14 protein-coding genes are annotated in these 17,441 nt (G+C 25.3%); all 14 read right to left on the bottom strand.

The genetic code is table 11. The annotated features are described in order from the left end of the window. Positions 1 to 76 precede the first annotated feature (76 nt). The 14 genes from RWJ08_RS01700 to RWJ08_RS01765 all read right to left on the bottom strand — a co-directional run bounded on the left by RWJ08_RS01700 (position 77) and on the right by RWJ08_RS01765 (position 17,439). Entirely contained in the window at positions 77 to 1,288 is a 1,212-nt protein-coding gene (locus RWJ08_RS01700; RefSeq protein WP_313960841.1) for a glycosyltransferase family 4 protein, read from the bottom strand. Positions 1,289 to 1,436: 148 nt separating this feature from the next. Continuing rightward, positions 1,437 to 1,709, bottom strand: coding sequence for a 30S ribosomal protein S20 (gene rpsT, locus RWJ08_RS01705; protein ID WP_009372634.1), 273 nt, complete (start codon positions 1,707 to 1,709; stop codon positions 1,437 to 1,439). Positions 1,710 to 1,845: 136 nt separating this feature from the next. Next, positions 1,846 to 6,141 carry a PolC-type DNA polymerase III gene (locus RWJ08_RS01710; RefSeq protein ID WP_313960842.1) on the bottom strand — a complete coding sequence of 1,432 codons (4,296 nt, stop codon included), beginning with the start codon at positions 6,139 to 6,141 and terminating at the stop codon, positions 1,846 to 1,848. A gap of 1 nt (position 6,142) precedes the next feature. Continuing rightward, positions 6,143 to 7,198, bottom strand: coding sequence for a flavodoxin-dependent (E)-4-hydroxy-3-methylbut-2-enyl-diphosphate synthase (ispG, locus tag RWJ08_RS01715; RefSeq protein ID WP_313960843.1), 1,056 nt, complete (start codon positions 7,196 to 7,198; stop codon positions 6,143 to 6,145). Next, a complete protein-coding gene (gene rseP / locus RWJ08_RS01720) occupies positions 7,198 to 8,229 on the bottom strand; it encodes an RIP metalloprotease RseP (protein ID WP_313960844.1) in 1,032 nt (343 codons plus the stop codon). Before rseP ends, ispG begins: the two co-directional genes overlap by 1 nt. Beyond that, entirely contained in the window at positions 8,229 to 9,011 is a 783-nt protein-coding gene (locus RWJ08_RS01725; protein ID WP_313960845.1) for a phosphatidate cytidylyltransferase, read from the bottom strand. Before RWJ08_RS01725 ends, rseP begins: the two co-directional genes overlap by 1 nt. Continuing rightward, the gene (locus tag RWJ08_RS01730) at positions 9,011 to 9,727 is read right to left on the bottom strand and encodes an isoprenyl transferase (protein WP_313960846.1); all 717 of its coding nucleotides are present in this window, start codon (positions 9,725 to 9,727) and stop codon (positions 9,011 to 9,013) included. Before RWJ08_RS01730 ends, RWJ08_RS01725 begins: the two co-directional genes overlap by 1 nt. Next, positions 9,727 to 10,284: a ribosome recycling factor gene (gene frr / locus RWJ08_RS01735; RefSeq protein WP_009354305.1), complete on the bottom strand. Its 558-nt coding sequence runs from the start codon at positions 10,282 to 10,284 to the stop codon at positions 9,727 to 9,729. Before frr ends, RWJ08_RS01730 begins: the two co-directional genes overlap by 1 nt. Position 10,285: 1 nt before the next feature. Then, the gene (gene pyrH, locus RWJ08_RS01740) at positions 10,286 to 10,999 is read right to left on the bottom strand and encodes a UMP kinase (RefSeq protein ID WP_009372324.1); all 714 of its coding nucleotides are present in this window, start codon (positions 10,997 to 10,999) and stop codon (positions 10,286 to 10,288) included. A gap of 401 nt (positions 11,000 to 11,400) precedes the next feature. Further along, complete coding sequence (locus RWJ08_RS01745) at positions 11,401 to 12,609, bottom strand: radical SAM/SPASM domain-containing protein (protein ID WP_313960847.1); 1,209 nt, start codon at positions 12,607 to 12,609, stop codon at positions 11,401 to 11,403. Positions 12,610 to 12,621: 12 nt separating this feature from the next. Continuing rightward, positions 12,622 to 14,211, bottom strand: a complete 1,590-nt coding sequence (locus RWJ08_RS01750; protein WP_313960848.1) for an ABC transporter ATP-binding protein — start codon at positions 14,209 to 14,211, stop codon at positions 12,622 to 12,624. Beyond that, on the bottom strand, positions 14,204 to 15,835 hold the full coding sequence (locus tag RWJ08_RS01755; RefSeq protein ID WP_313960849.1) for an ABC transporter ATP-binding protein: 1,632 nt from the start codon (positions 15,833 to 15,835) through the stop codon (positions 14,204 to 14,206). The genes RWJ08_RS01750 and RWJ08_RS01755 overlap by 8 nt, the downstream gene beginning before the upstream one ends. A 17-nt stretch (positions 15,836 to 15,852) precedes the next feature. After that, positions 15,853 to 16,545 (bottom strand): S8/S53 family peptidase, encoded by a 693-nt coding sequence (locus tag RWJ08_RS01760; protein ID WP_313960850.1) that lies wholly within the window; start codon positions 16,543 to 16,545, stop codon positions 15,853 to 15,855. 3 nt (positions 16,546 to 16,548) lie between these two features. After that, positions 16,549 to 17,439 carry a radical SAM protein gene (locus tag RWJ08_RS01765; protein ID WP_313960851.1) on the bottom strand — a complete coding sequence of 297 codons (891 nt, stop codon included), beginning with the start codon at positions 17,437 to 17,439 and terminating at the stop codon, positions 16,549 to 16,551. Positions 17,440 to 17,441 lie beyond the last annotated feature (2 nt).

Raw genomic sequence — 17,441 nt, forward strand, 5'->3', positions numbered from 1 at the left:
AATAAAATCATACCATATATCCTAAATAAAGTAAAATAGTTTTTTCTTATTAATATATATTATTAATTAATTATTTCTATACAACTATTCTTTTTATGTTATTGCTGATATTTTTCCAACTAAATTGAGTCATTTTTGATGAAAAATCTTGTTCGTAGTCATTATTATACAAATTCTTTATTTGATTCTCCAATGCTATACTAAGTCTTAAAATATAATTATCAACTTCACTTTCAATTACTTTATCAGTATCATATAAAGTAGGCATTTTTACAAATTCAATATTTTTTGACTTAGTAATATCTTCTCCTACAAAGTTAATGAAATTTTCTAGTTCATTCATCACAACTTTTAGTCCACAAGCCATTGCCTCTATTGTAACAAGTGATAGTCCTTCATAAAGAGATGGCATAACAAAAATATCGCAGGATCTAAATAAATCACCTATCTCATTCATATTCATATATCCATACAGTTTAACTTTATCAGCCAGCTTTTTTGAGTAATTAATGATTTCGTCATACTCTTCTCCAGTACCACTTCCCGCTAAAATTAATTCAACATTGTATTTATCTTTTACCATTTCAAAAGCTTTAAGTAGATATATAATTCCTTTGGCTCTACTAAATTTTCCTGCATATATTAGTCTTATTTTAGCATCTTTAGAATAAGTTTTATTATAATCTTTATAATAAAAATCTAAATCATATCCACCACCAATAACATATACTTTATCTTTATTATAATTAAATACATTAATAATTTCTTCTTTTTGCTTTCCTGACAAACAAAAAATTCCATTAAGTTTGGGAATATTGTCACAAATAAATTTTTTATGTATATCATTTTTATAAAGTTGTCTTAAATCAGTTCCATGACAAAATGCAAAAACTTTACATTTTAAATCAAGACTTCCAACAATTGATGTCATAATATATAGATGATTTGTAAAAATAATATCTGGTTTGAAGTTTTCAACAATATTCAATATTTTACTAGTAAAAACATTTATATATCTTTCCAAGTTCTCTCCAGTTAAATTTGAAAATAAAAAAGATTCATAAGGCATTACATCACTCATTCCAACTACTGGGAATGGTAATTCATCACTTTTAAATTTTACTATTTCAAAATCATCAAAATTAACTTCTACAATATCATCCTCATTCATAGCACACAAAACTTTTTGAGTAAAATTCATAGCTTTGAAGTTTTTATATACCTCTGATAAGTAAATTCCACTACCTGTTTTTGAGGGATATTGACTAATTAAATGTAAAATTTTCAAATTTATAACTCTCCTTATAATACAACTTTATAATCCAAAAAAATGGATTTTAACGTCTTTTTGATATTATATCATATCAATAAATAAATGTAAAAAAAAAAGCTCCACACGGAGCAAATATAGTGTGTTGGATCCATACACGCTATATTTACGCTTGTGTTGAAGCATCATGTAATTTTTTACTTAATTTACTTACTTTTCTAGAAGCAGCATTTTTATGAAAAACACTGTGTTCAGTAGCTTGTTTAAGTCTTTTATCAATTGTTCTTAACAATTCATTAGCTAATTCAAAATTATTTTCTTCTATTGCTAATTCAAATTTTTTAATATAAGTCTTTATTTCAGATTTTCTACTTTTATTTTTAAGAGTTTGTTTTTTTGTAACATCAATTCTCTTAATTGCTGATTTTATATTTGCCATTTTATTCACCTCCTCAAAAATAACATTAATATTATACTATAAGCCAATAATTTTTTCAAGTCCTATTTTTAAATAATTGAGTTAACTTTGGATTGTATATTTAAAAACAACTGAGATTAATAATCTCAGTTGTTTTTTACATAAAGTCAAATAAACTTACTTGATTTGTTTGCTGTAAATCATTTAAAACGCCATGTTCTTTTAATGATTCCAAGGCATTTTTATTTATTTTTGTTCTTTCTTGAAAATCTTCAATTGATATAAATGGTAATTTTCTAACTTCTTCATATATAGATGTTGAGTTGACATCACTTACAAAATCTAAAGCCCTAAAAGGTGGTAAAATTTTACCTTTCCCATCAATTAAGAACCTTGAAGAATCAGATTTTTCCAAATCCACTTTACTAGCAACAATTCCTCTAAGATACATTTCTTCAGCAACTTCAAGTATATCATATACATCTTGTTCCTTTTGAGATGCAGACTTTCCTAATTCTTTTATTTCTTTCATTTTACTCTGAATTGCTGTAAGACCTTTAAAAATCAAGTTGCCCGGGTAATTATCAATTTTAGTGGTAAAATATGTGGCATAAAAAGCTTCAGGATAATGAACCTTAAAATATGCAATTCTATAACTCATCATTACATAAGCAACAGCATGAGCTTTCGGGAATAGATATTTAATCTTTTTACAAGAGTCAATATACCATTCTGGTATTCCATTTTCTCTCATATATGATTCAGTTTCCTCATCAAGTCCTCTACCTTTTCTAACAGTTTCCATTATTTTAAATGAACGTTTATTTTCAAGTCCTTTAAAAATCAAAAATGTCATTATATCATCTCTAGTACAAATCGTTTCATTTAAAGGTATTCCTTTTTTAATAAGATCTTGTGCATTTCCAAGCCATACATCAGTTCCGTGAGATAGACCTGAAATTCTAATAAGTTCAGTTAAAGTTTTTGGCCTTGTATCAAGTAGCATCTGTCTTACAAAGTTTGTCCCATATTCAGGTATCCCTAAAGTACCAACACCATCTTTATATTTATCATCCATAAATTTTAAACTATCTGTTGAATAAAATATATTTAAAGTTTCCTTATCATCCATAGGAATATTTAAAGGATCAACACCAGTTAAATCTCCAAGATGTTTTATTATAGTAGGAACATCATGTCCAAGTAAATCTAATTTTAAAATTCTTCCGCTTATAGACTTATAACTAAAATGTGTAGTTTTTGTTTCAGAAGATGGATCATCTGCAGGATATTGAATTGGAGTAAAATCATAAATTTCTTTATTGTGTGGAACAATCATAACTCCACCTGGATGTTGACCACTTGTTCTTTTTACACCAACTATCTTTCTAACATATCTTCGAATATTACCAGCTGTAAGAGTGAGCTCATTTTCTTCAATATACTTTTTTACATACCCGAATGCAGTTTTGTCAGAAACTGTCCCAATAGTTCCAGCTCTATACACTTTATCTGATCCAAATAGTTCTTCAGTATATTTATGACAAGTAGATTGATATTCTCCTGCAAAATTTAAGTCAATATCAGGCTCTTTATCTCCATCAAATCCCAAAAATACTTCAAAAGGAATGTCATGTCCTTCCTTGATCATATTTATTTTACAATCTGGACATTCTTTATCTGGCATATCCACTCCAGATTGTCCGCTATACTCTGAATGAAATTCTGAACGTTTACATTTAGGACAAATATAATGCGGAATTAATGGATTAACTTCAGTTATCCCAGACATTGTTGCAGCAAAGGAAGAACCTACTGACCCTCTCGAGCCTACCAAGTATCCATCATCATTTGACCTCCAAACAAGTTTTTGAGCAATTATATATAGTACTGCATATCCATTTTTAATAATTGATCCTAATTCTCTTTTAAGCCTATCTTCAACAATTTTTGGTAAATTTTCACCATAAATAGATTTAGCTTTGTCATAACATATTTTTCTTAATTCTTCGTCAGCACCCTCTATAAAAGGTGGAAACGTTCCATTAGGAATAGGTAAAATTTCATCAAGCATGTCTTTAAAAATATTAGTATTCTTTACTACAACTTCATATGCTTCATTTTCTCCTAAATATGAAAATTCATCAAGCATCTCAGCTGTAGTTCTATAATAGAAAGAACCTTCTTTTTCAAGATTTTTCTTTCCTTGCCCATATAGAATAATATTTCTAAAAACATAGTCATTCTTATCAAGATATTTAACATTTCCAGTTGCAACGACTAATTTATCTAATTTTTTTCCAAGCTCATAAATCTTTTTATTTACTTCTTTCAAATCATCTATACTTAAAACTTTACCTCTAAAAAACAAATGTTTTAAATTAGATATAGGTTGAATTTCAAAAAAATCATAAAATTTTGCAATTTCTAAAATTTCTTCTTCACTTTTTTCTTCAATAAAAGCTCTAAAAAGCTCTCCGTCCCAATTTCCTGAACCTATTAAAAGACCTTCTCTATATTCCTTTAACCTTGATTTAGGAAAACCTGCAACCCTTCTAAAATACTTCATTAATCCTTCTGAAACCATCTTATAAAATCCACTTAAGGCTTCCATTTTTTTTACATATATAGTTGAATTATATGAAATATTTTTTGCAACAGGCCATTTTGTTTCAATATTATTTATATTTTCATCAAAAATTTTTCCATCTTTTTCAATTATCTTTATAAGTTCCAAAAGAATTCCTGAACAAGCTTCTGCATCAAAACTTGCTCTGTGATGATTTAATAATTTTACTCCTAACTCCTTACATAAAGTATTGAGTTTATGGTTTTTTAAATTTGGTAATACTGCTCTTGCAAATCCCATTGTATCTATAAAAGTAGGATCAAATTCAAGGTTCAATCTCTTACAATTAGTTTTTATAAATGAAATATCGAATTCTGCATTATGTGCAACAAAAACTGCATTTTTAGAAAACTCTAAAAATTTTGGCATAATTTCACCAATCAAAGGCTTATCTGCTACCATTTCATTAGTAATACCAGTTATTTCTGTTATTTCTTTAGTTATTTCTTGCTCTGGATTTACTAACTCATTAAAATATTCAACTACTTTCCCGTTCTCAACACGAACTGCTCCTATTTCTGTAATATTATTTTTCAAATGAGAAAGACCGGTTGTTTCAATATCAAAAACTACAAAAGTATCAAAATTTACTCCATTTTTATAATTATATAGAATCCTCGGATTGTCTTCTAACAAATTTAATTCTAGACCATATAAAGCTTTTATATCTCCTTTTCCAAACAAATCCATCATTTGCGGATATGCTTGAACGACTCCGATATCAGTAACTCCAACAGCAGTATGCCCTAATTCTTGTAGTCTTGTCTTTAGTACTTCTAAATTCACACAACCATCAAGACCACTCATCTGTGAATTCAAATGCAATTCAACTCTTTTTTCAGGAGCATTATCTACATATATATGTCTTGGAGCTTCTTCCATTCCATCAATCATCATAGAAATTCCCTTTGCATATTGATCATATTCAACTCTACCTACTGCTGTTACATAAATTCCGTTAGGTATTGATTTAGAATTAATTTTTTTACTAAAAATTTCTAACTTCTTATCATCTAAAAAAAATTTACAACTCATAGCTGAAGTTTCGTCTTCAATATCAAACAAAGCAAGTTTTTTTCCGTTTTTTAATTCTCTAATGTCTAAAGAATATACTCTTCCTTGAATTTTACAAAAACCACTATTTTGGTCTAAATCTGAAATTTCTAAAACCAATTCTTTATCGGAAATTTTTTTCCCAATTTTAAATTCTGTTTCTGTTTCACTTTTTTCTTTAATTAATTTGACTTTCTCGATTTTATTTTCTTTTTCTTTTTGAATTTCTTTTCTTTTATTATCTAATTTACTTTCTAATTTTTCAGAACTTTTTTCTTCTCTTGTAAACAAACTATTTAGCATAATTATTTCAATATCATCATTATATTTTTCAGAAACAAATGCTTTTAAATCATTTAAAAATGAATTTGAAATTAGTTTAAATCTACAGACAGAATCCGATATATATATTTCTATATAATCTTCCAAGAAATTTATCCTATCATTATTAGTAAGTGAAAAACCATGATTTCCTAATAATTTTTGTACTTTATTTACAAATTCATCATAGTTTATATAATAGTAATAATCATAAGGACAATCTGATTTTGAAAAACTCTGAACTGAGATATTAACTTCTCTACCATTAAATAACTCATGTAATTCTTTATCTAAAACTACTAATTCTTCTATTCCAACTTCATCGGAGTTTGTAAGTAATCTAAAATCTATTTTTTCATCACCAAAAACAAACTCATCAATAATAAAATCATCTGATAAGCTATAATTTTTTCGTTGTGAAAAATAAAAACTTTTTAAACTCCTATACATATTATTCCTCCAATTTATTAATCTCATTAATTAATTCTTTAAGTAGATCTTTTTCATCTACTTTTTTAATGATTTGTCCTTTTTTAAAAATAAGACCTTTTCCATTTCCACCAGCAATTCCTAAATCAGCCTCTTTTGCCTCTCCAGGACCATTAACAGGACAACCCATTATTGCAATTTTCAAATTCTTTCTAATATGTTTTAACTCTTTTTCTGCCTGTTCAACAATATTAATCAAATCTATTCTAGTTCTTGAACAAGTAGGACAAGAAATCAAATCAATTCCATCATTTAAAAGGCCTAAAGAACGCAATATTTCCTTTCCAACTTTGACCTCTTCAACTGGGTCTCCAGTTAAAGAAACTCTTATGGTATCACCAATTCCTTTTGCTAAAATAATACCAAGTCCTACAGAAGATTTTATAGTTCCTCTAAAGCTAGGACCAGCTTCAGTAATCCCTAAATGTAAAGGATAATCACATAAACTACTTAAAAGTTCATATGACTCAACACAAATTGGAACATTACTTGATTTTATTGATATTTTAATTTGGTCAAAATTTAGTGATTCCAAAAATTCAACTTGATCTAAGGCACTATAAACTATAGATTCTTTATTAACTCCATGAAATTTATCTATAAACTTTTGATTTACAGATCCAGAATTAACTCCAACTCTTATTGGAATATTATGGTACTTACAACATTCCACAACTTCTTTAACTTTCTTTTTTCCACCAATATTTCCAGGATTAATTCTTAAGCAATCTGCTCCATTTTCAGCTGCCATTATTGCAAGTTTATAATCATATTGAATATCTGCAATAAAAGGTATAGTTGTTAATGACTTTATTTTTCTTATTGCTAAAGCATCGTCTAAATCATTAACTGCTGAACGGCTAATATCGCAACCTTCTTCTGCAAATTGATTAATCTGTCTTACAGTAGAATCTACATCTTTTGTAATTGTATTTGTCATTGATTGTATAGAAATAGGAGAACCGCCTCCAACAGGCACATTCCCCACATAAATTTTCTTAGTTATTTTTCTTTCCATTAATTTGCTCCAAAAATTCCTAGTCTTATTACATCCTTAAATGATACAAATAAGATAAGACCCATTAAAAATATAAAACCTATTGTATGAATTAAACCTTCTTTTGATCTAGAGACTGGCCTTCTTAAAATTAATTCTATAAATAAGAAAACTAATCTTCCACCATCCAAAGCGGGTATTGGCAATAGGTTAATAAAACCTAAATTTACGCTTAGAAAAGCAGTAATATATAATAATGAATATATTCCATTACTTGCTGCACTACTAATTGCTCCAACCACTCCTATAGGCCCAGATAACTGTCCTACTCCTACCTTTCCAGTAAATAATTGTCTTAGAATATCAAACATTGTACCTATAAAATAAAAGAATGTATTAAAAGTTTCCCTAATAGAAACAAATAAATTTCTTTCTAGTTTTGATGTGACTCCCAAAACTTTTTCATTCGAATTTTCAAATTTTACTTTTATTTCTTTTTCTTGACCGTTTCTTATTACTTTTATAGTAGTTTCTTCTTTATCTAATTTAGATAAGCTTGTTTGAATATCTTTCCAAGAATTTATTTTATTATCTCCAATATTTACAATTTTATCTCCTACTTCAATTCCATATTTTTGAGCTATTGAATTATCTTGTATGCTTGCTACAGTTGTAGTTTGATGACCTCTAATTCCAAATAAAGCAAAAAGAATAACAAATGCTAAAATAAAATTAAAAAACGGTCCTGCAAAAATAGTTAAAATTCTCCCACCAATTGTTGCACCGTTGAAATGTCCTCTCTGTGAAAAATCTATATCCTGTTCCTCTTCTTCTTCATCTTCACCTTCCATAGCACAAAAACCACCTAGCGGTAAAGCTCGAACTGAATACAATGTTTCACCCTTTTGTTTTCCAAAAATCTTAGGACCCATACCAACAGAAAATTCATTAACTTTTATTTTCGCCCTTTTTGCAAAAATAAAATGGCCAAACTCGTGAACAACGACTACAACCATAAACACCAAAAGTGCTATTATTATTTTTATAATCATTAAATACTACCTCCAAAAACACAAAAAACAATATAAACCAAAGGAGTTACAAAAATTATACTATCAAATCTATCTAAAAATCCACCATGTCCTTTGATAATATCACTAAAATCTTTTATTCCCATTTCTCTTTTTATTTTTGATGCAAACAAGTCTCCTAATTGTGCAACAATAGAAAGAAGTATTCCTGAACAAATTACAAAAATAATATTATAATTTAATACAAAGTAATTAAATAAAATTAAAAGTATAAGTGAACCAAAAATGCCACCTAAAGAACCTTCTACTGTCTTTTTTGGACTTATACTAGGATATAACTTATGTTTTCCAAAAACTATTCCGAAAAGATAAGCAAATGTATCAGTTCCCCACGAAATAAAAAATATAGCCCAAATAAGATTAGTTTCTCCGAGTTTCAAAAAAACTCCCATAGGAACTGAAATATATATAAAAGAGAATAACAATTTTCCTAAATTTTCAATATTAATTTTATTAAAAAATAAATAATAAATTGAAACAATAAGAAAATATAATGAAAACAAAGTTAATATTAAGTCTTTATTTGAAATACCTATAGAGTACACCATAGCTAAAGAAAACAATATACTAATACAACTAATTAATATATCATTTAACTTAAATGTCCTAAATAATTCAATTAAACATAAAACTGTAATAGCCATAGTATATCCCATAAGTGCATATCCTTTAAGCCATAAACACAAAAAGGATATTATTAACATCAATACTCCACTTATGGTTCTATTGATAAAACTAGTCATTAAATTCCCCCAAACCTTCGATTTCTATTTTGAAAGTCATATATCGCATCATATAAATTTTCAGCATAAAATTCTGGCCAAAGAATATCTGTAAAATAAAACTCAGAATAAGCTAACTGATAAATCAAAAAATTACTTATTCTTTTTTCGTTTCCTGTTCTTATCATTAAATCTACTTCCGAATTTTCTTTTGTATATAAATAATTCTTAAAATTCTCCTCATTTAAATCATCTATTGAAAAATTTCCTTTTGAAATATCATCAAATAAATCTTTTATAGAAGAAATAATTTCTGCTCTACCACCATAGTTTAATGCGATATTTAATACCATACCCGTATTGTTTTTTGACTTATCTATACTATTGTCTAGTAACTTAACTATAGAACTTGGTAATTTACTATAATCTCCTATAACTCTAAAAACAATATTATTTTCTAATATTCTTTTCAATTGAGAATTTATATAAATAACCAAAATATTCATAAGACCTTTTACCTCTTCTTCAGGTCTTTTCCAGTTTTCAGTTGAAAAAGCATATAAAGTTAAGGTTTTAACCCCTATTTTACAACACTCTTCAACAATGTCAACTACTCTATTCATTCCTTCTTTATGTCCAGCAATTCTAGGTAAAAATCTATTATTTGCCCATCTACCATTGCCATCCATAATAATACCAATATGTTTTGGTATATTCGTAAAATCTATATCTTTCATTAAATTTCCATTAATTCTTTTTCTTTTGATTTAGTAATATCTTCAACTTTTTTAATAAATTTATCAGTAACTTTTTGAACTTCTTCTTCAGCTTGTCTTAACTCATCTTCACTAATTTCTTTATCTTTTTCTATCTTTTTTAATTTATCAAGACCATCACGTCTTAAATTTCTAATCGCAATTTTTGCATTTTCTCCATAACCTTTTACAACCTTAACTAACTCTTTTCTTCTATCTTCAGTTAATGCTGGGAAAGGTAACCTTATTACTTTTCCGTCATTAGATGGAGTTATACCTAAATTTGATGCTAAAATAACTTTTTCTATAGGAGTTATCAAAGAAGCGTCCCAAGGTTGAATAACTAATAATCTTGCTTCTGGAACAGAAATAGATGCAACTTGTTTAATTGGTGTTTCTGTACCATAATAATCTACAGTAAATTGATCTAATATTGTAGGATTTGCTCTACCAGCTCTTACTGTTGTTAATTCTGTTTCATATGATTCTATTGATTTTGACATTTTTCTTTCTAATTCATTAATTATATCTTTATACATCTTATTTCCCCCTTACTATTGTTCCTACTTTTTCTCCCTTAACTACTGAAACTAAATTTTCTGGATTATCAATTCCAAATACAACAAGAGGAATATCATTATCCATACAAAGAGAAGTAGCAGTAGCATCCATTATACCTAAACCTCTATTTAAAATTTCTATATATGTTAATTCTTCAAATTTCTTTGCATCTTTAAATTTATTTGGATCTTTATCATAAATACCATCAGTTCCTGTCTTACCAAGTAAAATTACATCTGCTTGCATTTCTGCTGCTCTTAAAGCTGCAGTTGTATCAGTTGAAAAATATGGCATACCAGTTCCTGCACCAAAAATAACAATCCTGCCCTTTTCAAGATGTCTTTCAGCTTTCCTTTTAATAAAAGGTTCTGCAACTTCATGAACATTAATTGCTGTCTGAACTCTTGTAGGAACTCCCATATTTTCAAGTGTAGCTTGTAATCTTAAAGAATTTATTATTGTTGCAAGCATCCCCATATGATCAGAAGTCGAACGTTCTATTTTTTCGCTTGAACGACCCCTCCAAAAGTTTCCACCACCAACTACAATACAAATTTGAATACCTAAATCATATACGTCTTTTACTGATTTGCAAATTTTTTCAATCGTTTCATCATGAAGTCCATGTCCTACTCCACCTGACAAAGCTTCACCACTAAGTTTAATAACTACTCTTTTAAAATCTAAATCCATAAGATAGTCTTTCTCCTTTAATTTTATACAATAAGTGTATCATTTTTTAACTATTTTTTCAATCTTTTTCAATCTTTTTTAATATTTAAAGTATTTTGGTATTTACAACTTTATATATTTACTAAAAAACTTATAATTTTGTAATCTACTTTTTAATAAATTAAAAAATTTAACTTAAATCATTATTTTACATTATTAAATTTTTATTCTATTCTTATTTTTTAAATAATAAACTCTCTTTTAAACTAAAGTTCACATCGAATTGTTTCCAGAGAACCTTATTTTTTAACCATAAAAACTGCACCTATTTCTTGTATTAAATGTTTAGGTGCAGCACAATAAGTATCTTTATTATTACTTAATTTTTTTATAATCTTTTTATTTAAAAACACAATAAATTTTTAGATAGAAGGTTTGTTCCAAATAATATTCTCTAATGTTTTTTTATTTTTATCGCATATCATTTTAACAATTTTTTCATTTTTATATAAGCTTAAATTTACGCTAGGACAAGTATTACAACAAAAGTATCTTACATCACAATATTTACAACTTTCTATATGGTCAACTATAGGTTCTAGAAATAATCTTGACTTACAGTTGTCACTTAATAACTCTGATAATTGCATAAATGAATTCTTCAAGTTATACATTGTTGAACATGGATAAATTTTTCCATCATGAGAAATATATAAGGAATTTATTCCCGATTTACAAACACACCTCATATTTATGTTTGACTCATCTAATACAGAATTGTGTATTAAAGTTTCTAATTCCGACAAATTGTTTCTATTGGCACGACCTGCATAAATTAAATCTCTAATAACAGGTTCAACTTGCAAAAATGAGCATAACTTCAAAAAATCACTAATATGGTTTTCATTTCCATAAGCTTTAACCATACTCAACTTTAATTTTAAAAAATTTTTCTGTTTTAGCTTATTAATTACATCTAGAACTTTTTCATATACCCCTAATCCTCGTATTTTGTTTACACTAAAAACATCATATCCATCTAAACTTATATTTAAAATGTCAATATTATTTACAATGTTATCAAAATCACATGAATTTATTAAAGTTGCATTAGTAATAACTTCTATTTCTCCAGTATATATATTTTTTGCATAATTTAAAATTTCAAAAATATCTTTCCTTATAAAAGGCTCTCCACCAGATATACAAACATATTTTACATTATTATATTCTGCCCATTTAAAAATTTCGAAAATTAATAACTTATTTAAATTACCTAAAGATTTTTTTGTAAACATTCCACTACAATGTTTACAGTTCAAATTACATTTAGATGTAATATCGAAAGTGATTTTTTCTATTTTAAAATCTACTTCAGTATCTGATAAATAATTTATATAGATCAAGTCATCAATTAATTTATTCCAAATTCCTAATTTAAACTTTTTTTCTAAAACAAAGATTAACTCTGTTCTTGTATTTACATTGTCAATCTCACTAAGTATTAACTCTAAGCAAAACTTTGATAACTTTATCCATCCTCTATATTCTGATATGTTTCCACATATAACTTCTTCTTTTCTGTATAGCTCTCTTGCCATATAATTTTTATGTATTTTTTTACTAACCATAAATATTCCCTACTACAACTTTATTATTTTAAAATCTTCATCATAAATATTATACTTTGTTAAATGTGAAATAATCATAAATTTACATTTATATAATTTTTTTATATTGTTTATAATTAATTTTATTGTTTCAACATCTAAATTTGCATCTGGTTCATCTAAAAAAAGTATTTGGGGGTTAGTTATTAACGCCCTAGCTATTGTTAATCTCATCTTTTCTCCTTTAGATAAAACACTTACTTTTTCATCAATATAAAAGTCAAGTCCATCATCCAATGAATTAACCCAATTATCTAAACAAACTGTTTGTAAAGCTTTATATATTTTGTCATCACTAACATTTCTTTTATCAAGTAATATATTTTCTCTTACAGTGCCTGAAAAAATCAAAGGCTCTTGAGATACATAAACAGGATTTCCGCTATTTTCTAATTTACAATAATTAAAGTTAATGCTCCCTTTATCAGGTTTTAAAACACCAAATATCAATTTAAAGATTGTACTTTTACCAATACCATTTTTACCACAAATTATATAGTTATTTGAAAAGTCAAATTCTAAATTTAATCCATTTATTAAATACTCTTTACTGTCAAAAAATTTAAAAAATACATCCTTAAATTCTATCCTAGATACAGGCTTTAAAACAAATTTCGAAATTTCAGAATTTCTTTTAGAATACAAAAAAGTGTTAACTTTAGAAATACTTATAAATATTTTTTGAATAATAGATATATATTCACCTGTATAACTTAAAAAGAAAATTATCCCTTCAACCATAGAAAAACATAACAATAAATATCCAAAATTTATATCTCCTATTGAAACAAGATACATTCCATATATAATTATTATTAATTTAAATCCAATTTTATATACTATATTGTCTATGAAAAAAGTTATTGTCTCATAAAATTTTATTTTTATTTTTTGTTTATAAACTTCCTCCAATACTTTTAAAATATCACTTTCTACTGATTCACTTAATCCAAAAATATTTATTATTATTAAATTATTAACATAATCAGATACATGTTTTATTTTAAGCTCAATATTTTTTCTTATACACAAATATAATTTTTTTATCATTTTTATAAAAAATAAATTTAATATTATTGCAATTAAACCTAAAATGTAAAGGAATAGTAACATTTTGTATGAAGCATTAAAAATAACAATAGTTGATATAATACCTGATAAAATCGCTTGAAAAAGCACTACAAGATCCCAGCCTAATATCTTTGAATCATTTATTACATCATGTTGAATTAAAGTAATGTTTTCAGATGAATGTACAACATTATCTCTATTAAGAATTGTTTTAAAAACTAAATTAGTTAAATTTTTAGTATATATATTAACACCTTTTTCCATATGATATCCCCAAAAAGGAATTAAAAACACAAAATATAAAAAAACTAAAAATGTTAATAACATTAACAAAGGATAATGCATTTTACTATAATACAATTTTTCAAAAATTAAAAAATATAATATTCCAAAAAGAAAATCTGCAAAAACACTTTGAAATGCATTGAATAGAAATGAAATTCCAGAAAGCAAATTAAAACTTTTTGTTGCTAAATTAATTTTTTTAAACATTAATTTCACTCTCCTTATTTATTTCAAAAACTTTATTATCTGAAATTTTAAGTATTCTATCACTCATATCCATAAGTTTTTTTCTATGTGTAACCAATATAGTTGTAACATTAATGTTTTTTAACAAATCACAAAATAAATCCTCACTGTAATCATCAAGTGCAGATGTAGGTTCATCTAAAATCAAAAGACTTGGATTTCTAAATAATGCTCTAGCTATACAAATTTTTAATTTTTCTCCTCCAGATAAATTAGTTCCAAATTGCTTTACATCTATTTCTTTATATAGTAAATAATTTATATCAAGCATTAAAGCTATATTTTCTAAATTTTTTAATTCAGAATTAGTTAAATCGTTTTTTAAAGTAATATTATAATTTATACTCCCATCAAATAAATATGTATTATTATCAACATATCCAATATTTTCCCAAATTTCTCTTTTTTCATTATTAACATCAAATCCAAAAATATTTATTTTTGTTTTTTCATTTAAGTCATATAATCCTAAAATAATTTTTATCAAAGTAGACTTTCCTGAGCCAGTTTCACCAATTATAGAAATTTTTTCACCATTCTTTACACTAAAATTTACATCCCTAAAAATAATTTTATCTCCATAATTAAAATCCAAATTTTTAACATTAATTACTGTATTATCAGTAAAGCTTGAACTTTTAAAATTATTCTTAACGATATGACAATCTTTTAAATCTATTATTTTAACAATATCATCCAACAAAACACTTACTGATTTCAAATTAGTGATTGTTCTTAAAAATTTTGTAAAAGGTAATGATATACCAACAACCATACTAAGTAGTGCAAAAAACTGTCCATAGCTCATAGGAGAATATTTTACTCTTAAAATTGCTATAAAAATTAATATAATAGTCGGTAAATATTCGTTTAATAGTGCAGGAATATAGGATATTTGTTCTCTAAATGTGAGATAATTTTTAGATTTCAATAATTTTTCTTGTTTTTTTCTATGTAAACTATCAACATAATCTTCAAGACCATTAATTTTTATATTTTCTATTTTTTCTAACATCTCTTTTTGAAAATTTATACATTCACTATATTCTCTATAATACTTTTGTGAAGAATATATCAGTTTATCTGTTAGCAAAAAGTCGATAAACACTGTAGTTATAACAACTGGTATAATTATTATAGCAGTCATTCTATCAATCAAAAAAATTCCCAAAAAAGTAAATATAAATGAAAAAGGTGTATAAATAAGACTATTTAAATTATTATCTAGAAAATCTGTAAATTTTGAAATTCTATCTATGATAACAATGGAATTATTTAATTCTTCTTCTTTTAAATTTTTTATATTTAAAATATATTTACTCAAAATTTTATATTCTAATTTTATAGCAATAACTGAAAACAAAAATTTTTTTAAGGTGCTCATTACCAAAAAAGCAAACAATAAGCACATAAATATTTTAACACCATAGTAATAAATACCATTTAATTCTATAAATTTATCAACTATTTTTTTAGTATAAACATAAACAAGAAGTTGACAAATAGAAGTTAATAGACAAACAGCAAAAATTACTATATTAATAAAATAATTAAAATTAATAATTTTATAAAATTTTCTAACCAAAAAAATACCCCTTATCATCAATAAAAATATTTAACATCATTTAAAACTTTAGAATACTTAAAAATTTTCTTGTCAAACATGTTATCAAAAATATAATTTTCCTTTATTATAATTCCAGAAGCTATAGCATTATAAAAGCTATTTCCTTTTACAATAATTTTTCTTCTATCTATCCAATCAACAAACATATTAATTTCTTTAAATAAAACCTTTCCATTATAAATAAGAATATCTTGAACACAATCCTTGCAACTTCCAACAGATATTACATTTTTACACATAGCAGGATAAACCTTCTCATTATTTTTATTACTTTCGGAACATACTATTAAAACATTGTATTCATGTGATAAATTAATAATCATCTGAAACAAATCAATTGCCTCTAAATTATTCTCAAAAAAGAATCCGAAACTTATGTTTATAACTCTTGCAATTCTATTTGTAATTAATTCATATAACAAATTAATAATATCAAGATAATTAGTTTTATCATCGATTGAAGCCACACAAAAATTTAAATTTTTTACTATTGAATTAATAATCCCTACTATTGCTATTCCATGACCTAATGGAGTTTTTAAATTTTTATTCAGATTTTTATCATGTCTTAAAATTTTTTTAATTTCAAAAATGTTGTTTTCCTTTAACCATTTTTGAGGAAAATAATCTATAATACATACTTCAAACAAATTGTTAATATTAATCATATTTTACAGTCCTTTTTCAAAAATTATCTTTTCTATTGTGGAATAAGGATCAAATAAAAAAGCAGTATTTTTTTTCTTAATATAATTTTCTAGTATAACCAATATCTTATCAACTATATTCTGTGCAAAAAGTATAGCTTCATCTAAAGAAAAACATATTTTATCAAAAATATGAAAAGTATTGGTTTCCATTCTATACTCAATAGAAACCATATTTTTAACTATATCATGTTTATTAAAAATAAAAATATCAGAATATATTAAATTAGTGTTGCAATTCATTTTATAGTTAGATTCTTCAATGTATTTAAGTATTAAATTATATGCTTTATCATATTTACTACAATCTATAACATAATCATTTGGTGTATATATCAATGAAGGAACTGATATATTATATAAAATTTTACTTCCAAAAATTTTATATGGATAATAATCACTCTTGTATAAGTTATATTTAGTCAATACGGTATTTATAGTAACAGACTTACATTTTGAAATATATAATTTTATATTATCAATTATAGTTTCAAATGTACTAAAATTAACTCCTCTATTTTTTTTCATAACATCTTTATCTCCATCAAGACTTACAACTAAATCAATATATTTAAGTACTTTCTCGTCAATGTCCAATAATTTAATTCCATTTGTTAAAACTATTAAATTTTTATATGTTCCAAATAAATTTATTAATAATTTTAGATTTTTATATGTTGTTGGTTCTCCTCCAGTGAATGTTATTCTAGAAATATATCTAGATTTTAATATACCAAGCAGATTATTTATTATACTAGTATTATTATAATCGTAAACTTTTTCAAAATCTCTATAACAATATTTACATTTTTGATTACATTCTGAAGTAACTTTAAATAATAAATTAAATTCCATAA

It is taken from the genome of uncultured Parvimonas sp., from assembly GCF_963524015.1.
Lineage (GTDB): Bacteria > Bacillota > Clostridia > Tissierellales > Peptoniphilaceae > Parvimonas.